This is a genomic window from Pseudomonas folii, from assembly GCF_014357575.1.
Classification (GTDB): domain Bacteria; phylum Pseudomonadota; class Gammaproteobacteria; order Pseudomonadales; family Pseudomonadaceae; genus Aquipseudomonas; species Aquipseudomonas folii.
Genome location: NZ_JACONW010000237.1, coordinates 1 through 5,589 on the forward strand (window position 1 = coordinate 1; position 5,589 = coordinate 5,589).

6 protein-coding genes are annotated in these 5,589 nt (G+C 54.6%); 5 read left to right on the forward strand and 1 reads right to left on the reverse strand.

Translation table 11 applies throughout. The features are described 5' to 3' along the window. Window positions 1–290 precede the first annotated feature (290 nt). The 5 genes from flgB (at window position 291) to H8S59_RS25860 (ending at window position 5,150) form a co-directional block, all read left to right on the forward strand. A complete protein-coding gene (gene flgB, locus H8S59_RS25840; protein WP_095094566.1) occupies window positions 291–698 on the forward strand; it encodes a flagellar basal body rod protein FlgB in 408 nt (135 codons plus the stop codon). A 3-nt stretch (window positions 699–701) separates the two neighbouring features. Beyond that, window positions 702–1,142, forward strand: coding sequence for a flagellar basal body rod protein FlgC (gene flgC, locus H8S59_RS25845; protein WP_027898659.1), 441 nt, complete (start codon window positions 702–704; stop codon window positions 1,140–1,142). Window positions 1,143–1,155: 13 nt separating this feature from the next. Further along, window positions 1,156–1,836: a flagellar hook assembly protein FlgD gene (locus H8S59_RS25850; protein ID WP_095094564.1), complete on the forward strand. Its 681-nt coding sequence runs from the start codon at window positions 1,156–1,158 to the stop codon at window positions 1,834–1,836. Between the two features lie 28 nt (window positions 1,837–1,864). Beyond that, window positions 1,865–3,205 (forward strand): flagellar hook protein FlgE, encoded by a 1,341-nt coding sequence (flgE, locus tag H8S59_RS25855; protein ID WP_095094562.1) that lies wholly within the window; start codon window positions 1,865–1,867, stop codon window positions 3,203–3,205. A 196-nt stretch (window positions 3,206–3,401) separates the two neighbouring features. After that, a complete protein-coding gene (locus H8S59_RS25860; protein ID WP_187523270.1) occupies window positions 3,402–5,150 on the forward strand; it encodes a flagellar hook-basal body complex protein in 1,749 nt (582 codons plus the stop codon). Here the strand turns inward: H8S59_RS25860 and H8S59_RS25865 are convergent, their stop codons facing one another. Next, window positions 5,151–5,342: a hypothetical protein gene (locus tag H8S59_RS25865; protein ID WP_187523271.1), complete on the reverse strand. Its 192-nt coding sequence runs from the start codon at window positions 5,340–5,342 to the stop codon at window positions 5,151–5,153. Between the last annotated feature and the right edge of the window lie 247 nt (window positions 5,343–5,589).

A 5,589-nucleotide genomic window follows, 5' to 3' on the forward strand; every position in this document is an offset into this window, starting at 1 on the left:
CCACGTCATCGCGCCAATATTTGGCATGGCGCAGAATCTGTGCGGTGCTTGCCCGCGATAAGAACACCATAGAACTCGGCACATTTGATTCCACCTTGGCAACTTTACGGCACTCACCTTGCCGCTTATGCCGCTTATGCCGCTCTCAGCGGAAATGACTTGCCGCTTTTCTGGCATCACGCCTGTCCCAAAGCCCCGCAGCCCTTTGAAACAGGGCTTTTCCTAAACTGGCACGCTGATTGCTATGTCTCTATCAAGAAAATCTGGTCAACCGGTAAAGGTTTCCCGAAATGAGCATCAGCTTCGATAAAGCGCTAGGCATTCACGAAAAGGCACTCAGCTTCCGCGCTCAGCGTGCAGAGGTCCTGGCTAACAACATCACCAACGCCGATACGCCGAATTACAAGGCGCGTGATCTGGACTTCTCTTCCGTGCTGGCCGCCGAAAGCGACAAGGTCAAGAGCGGCAAGTTTGCGATGAATATGACCAACAACCGTCATATCGAAGCTGAAGGCATGGGCAACACCGACGGCACGCTGATGTATCGCACACCGTCGGCGCCGTCGCTGGATCAGAACACCGTCGACGCTCAAGTGGAAGGCGCCAACTACGCGGAAAACTCCGTCGGTTTCCAGGCCAGCTTCACCTTGCTCAACAGTAAATTCAAAGGGTTGGTTGCAGCCCTTCGTGGAGAATAATTCATGTCTCTAGCCAACGTCTTCAACATTGCCGGTAGCGGCATGAGTGCTCAGACCACTCGGTTGAACACCACCGCCAGTAACATCGCCAACGCCGAGACTGTGTCTTCGAGCATGGACCAGACTTATCGCGCCCGTCACCCGGTGTTCGCGACAGTTTTCCAGCAAAGCCAGCAGGGCGGCGGTTCGCTGTTCCAGGATCAGGGTGAAGCCGGTCAGGGTGTACAGGTCAACGGCATCATTGAAGATGCTTCCAACCTCGAAGCGCGCTACGAGCCGAATCATCCGTCTGCCGATGGCAATGGGTATGTGTACTACCCGAACGTGAACGTCGTTGAAGAAATGGCCGACATGATTTCTGCCAGTCGTTCGTTCCAGACCAACGCGGAAATCATGAACACCGCCAAATCCATGATGCAAAAAGTCCTGACCCTCGGTCAGTGATAAGGGGCGCGTAATGGCCGTTGAAAACGATGTATCCGCGAAATTCATAAGTTCGCTGCAAAACCCGACTGCAACCAAGACCAGTTCCAACGACGCGTTGGGCAAGGATGCTTTTCTGCAGTTGCTGGTTACCCAGATGAAGAACCAGAACCCGCTGGAGCCACAGGATAACGGGGAATTCGTTGCCCAGTTGGCGCAGTTCAGCAGCCTGGAAAGCATGCAGAATCTGACAACTACCGTAGATGGCATTGCTGGCCTCTATCAGTCGTCTCAAGCCCTGCAGGCTTCTTCTCTGGTCGGCCGTTCAGTGGTTGTCAATGCCGGTGCAACCTCGGTTGATACCGCGAAAGGCATGACGGGGTCGGTGGTAGTGCCTTCATCCAGCACGACAACCAATGTCAAGATTTATGACGCGCAGATGAATCTGGTCAAAACAGTGGACATGGGTAGCCAATCTGCGGGTACCTCAAGTTTCACTTGGGACGGCACCAACGAAGCGGGTGAAAAAGTCGCTTCCGGCAACTACAGCTTTGTGGCTTCAGGTTCTCTGGACGGTACTGCAACAGGCCTCGCCACATACTTGCCTGCCACGGTCAACAGTGTGACCACCGGGGTCAGTGGTGGAGAGATGACACTAAATCTGGCGGGCGGTCAAAGTATCGCGCTGTCCAAAGTACAAACTATCGGAATTTAGAGCCGACTCGACGGCGAAGGAGTGTTACATGTCATTCAATACCGGTCTTAGTGGGCTCTACGCAGCAAATAAAAGCCTCGACGTAGCAGGCAACAACATTGCCAACGTTGCAACCAATGGGTTCAAATCTTCCCGTGTGGAGTTTGCTGATCAGTACGCGCAATCCATTCGCGGTACTTCCGGCAATACCAACGTTGGCAGTGGTGTAAGAACCGCAGCAGTGTCCCAGCAGTTTACTCAGGGCACCTTGACCACCGGCACCGCCAACAGCCTCGACCTGGCAATCAACGGTAATGGTTTCTTCATGATCAGCAACAACGGCGAGAAGCTGTACACTCGCGCGGGTGCTTTTCATACCGATAAAGAAGGTTACATCGTCAACAGTTCCGGCATGAACCTGCAGGGCTATAACGTTGATGCCAACGGTAACGTGGTAACGGGTGTCTCCCAGAATCTACGGGTTGACTCTTCGAACCAGGCGCCAAATCCGACAGCGAAGATCTCGCTCGCGTCGAACATGAACTCTACCGCGACGGTGCCTGCTGTCACTCCGTTCGATCCGAGTAATACCGCTTCTTACAATTTCCCTATCAGCACTGCGATCTATGATTCGCAGGGTAACCAGCATACTCTGGATCAGTACTTCGCCAAGTCCGGTACTAACACCTGGACGATGTACTCGCTGATTGATGGCCGTAGCATCAGCGACCCTACCAACGCTGATTTGGCGACCGCTACCACGCCGGATCAGACAACGTTGAGCTTTGACTCTGCGGGGGCTCTGATCACTGACCCGTTGCCGACGTCAAGTGCGAATGTCGTGGTTAACGCCGACGGGACGTTCCAGATATCCAACTGGAATCCGGCTTATAACGCGGGCACTGCAACGGTTCCAAACTGGGTCGATAACGGTGCGGCTGCTGCTGTAGGCGGTATCCAGCTGGACATGCTGTCGACTACACAAACGGCTTCTGTGTCGGGCGCTATCACCAAGTCTCAGGATGGTTATGCGACTGGTCAGATCAGTTCCATGAGCGTTGACGCTACCGGTAACCTGTTTGCGAGTTATACCAACGGTCAATCCAAGGTGATTGGTCAGGTCTCGCTGACCAACTTCGCCAACGTGCAGGGGCTGTCCCCAGCCGGTGGTACCAACTGGCGTGAAACCTTCGCCTCAGGCGTTCCGGTTACCGGCGCTCCTCAGTCGGGTACGCTGGGCGACATTTCCGGTCAGGCGCTGGAAGATTCCAACGTGGACCTGACGTTAGAGCTGGTTAACCTGATCAAGGCGCAAAGTAACTATCAGGCGAACGCGAAGACGATCTCTACGCAAAGCACTATCATGCAGACCACTATCCAGATGACGTGATAAACGTCGCTGTATAAGCTGCTGAAGAGCCCCTTTTCGAAGGGGCTTTTTTATGGGAGTCAAATAATATACGGCGTCCTACATTGAATATTAATTTCCAGATCGGTCACTCAATGACTATGGAAATTTCCTACTCGCAATGATGTGAGAATCAAAACTCCTCAATAAAAGCCGTTGACGGTTAAAGGGAGTTTTAATGTCGTTTAATATTGCTATTGGTGGAATTAAGGCTGCTAACAAGCGGCTGGAAGTGGCGGGCAATAATATTGCCAACGCCGGAACGGTGGGATTCAAATCCTCGCGTGCGCAGTTCTCCGCGTTGTATTCGTCTTCACACCTGGGGAGTGGGCAGAACGCTGCCGGTGATGGTGTGCGTTTATCGGAGGTGCGACAGAACTTCAATCAGGGTGACACCATGACCACCTCGGGCCGCCCCCTGGATATGCGGATCCAGGGCAATGGCTTCTTTGTGGTCAGTGAGCGCGGTTCGCTGGCTTATACGCGTGCCGGAGCATTCCTCAAGGATGCCGACAATTTTATCGTCGACAGCGAAGGCGCGCGTTTGCAGGGATACGCGGGCAACGAGAGGGGCGAGATCATGACGGGGGTGCGCAGCGACCTGAAAATTGATGCTTTCAATATTGCGCCCAAGGCAACCACGAAGATTGCCGAAACAATCAATCTGGATACGTCACTGCCGTCCCTTGCGCAGTTGCCTGCATTTGATCCGGCCAACCCTGCGACTTACACGCGGATGACCAGCCGAACCATTCAGGACGCAGGCGTCGCGTCAGCCCCGCCGGTGGATCACGAACTCAAACAGTACTTCGTCAAGACCGACGAGAATCAATGGTCGATGTATGTGTTGGTGGATGACCGTAATCCTGCAGATCCTGGTAGCACGACTCCGCAGCATGTCACGCTGGAGAAAAAATCGAACGGAACGCTGCAATACTCTGGCAACACACAACACATCCGGAAGGTATCGGACACCGAGTTTTCGCTGCACGGCTGGAGGCCAGCCAAAGAGGTGAACGGTAATTGGGTGGTAAATGGTGCTGCGGATGGCGGGGCGGTGTCTTTATCCTTGAACGATGGTGCTACAAGCGCCCTCGATGATAGTGATGCCGTGATGGTCCGGCCCGTGCCGGTCTTCGACCCCACCAACCTGAAGACCTACAGCAGAGTCTTTGCCAACGCGATTTTTGACGGTCAGGGCAATCAGCACGAGCTGAAGAAATACTTCGTCAAGGACGGGACCAACAGTTGGCGTATGCATGTGCTGATCAATGACCGTAATCCTCAATCGCCGGAGTCGATGGAGCCTTTGACGGCCAACGTTGTTTTCAATCGAGACGGCTCGTTGAAGTCGTTGGTCGGTATGCCGGGGCTGTCCGGTAATGGCGCAGATAGCCTGCAGCTCGAGGGCTGGGTGCCAGCCATTGTTCAAGATCGCGGGACCAGTCGTGAGCGCTGGGTATCCAATGGTGCGGCGGGCAGCGACGGCGGTATTGCCATTGATTTGACGGGGTTGCGCCAGCACAACGGTGCTTCAAATCGTTCGGCACAGCAGGTGGATGGACATCCTTCGGGGAAATTAAGCGGTTTGACGATGGGGCGCGATGGCGTGCTGCGGGCGGGTTTTACCAACGGTCTGACTCGTGATGTCGGTCAGGTGATGCTTGCCAGTTTCGCTAATCTTCAGGGGTTACAGCCGCAGAGTGACACGCGCTGGAGCGAGACGCGTGCGTCGGGGCCTGCCAATTTTGATGAGCCGGGTGTCGGGACGCTGGGGGTCATTATTGGTCAGTCGCTGGAGGGTTCCAACGTGACGCTGGCTGATGAGTTGATTGAGCTGATTCAGGCGCAGACGGCCTATCAGGCGAACTCTAAAGCGATTTCAACCGAAGTGACGTTGATGCAGACGTTGATCCAATCGACGTGATCAGATTGAACAGTCGGGTTTGATAAAGGAGCCATTCAGTCGCTTCCAGCCCTCGCCGGGGCTGGTTTGCGCACAGACGATGCGGTCCGCGCCTTGCCACCGGTAGTAGCGGGCGTTTTTCGCTTGCACGGTGATGCTTGCCAGTGCAATGGCTGCGGCAAGGATCAAGGTAAAACCTGCATGAGTTTTCATGTCGGTTGGCGGGTGCTCTCGGGGGTAAGTGCTGGGTGCAAGACTATCACTGTGTGGGGGGGCTACAGATCTTTTATGTCTTGTGTACATATCCGTTGTCGCGTTCATGGCTTCTATTGGTTGCGCTTTTACAGCGCGTCACTTTCGAAGAGCGCGAAAGTAACCAAAGCGCTCTTACCCCACCACTTGGCACCTCGCTGGTGCTCGGTGTACCCGCCCGCAGATCCTGAACCGTGGGCCGCCGCAA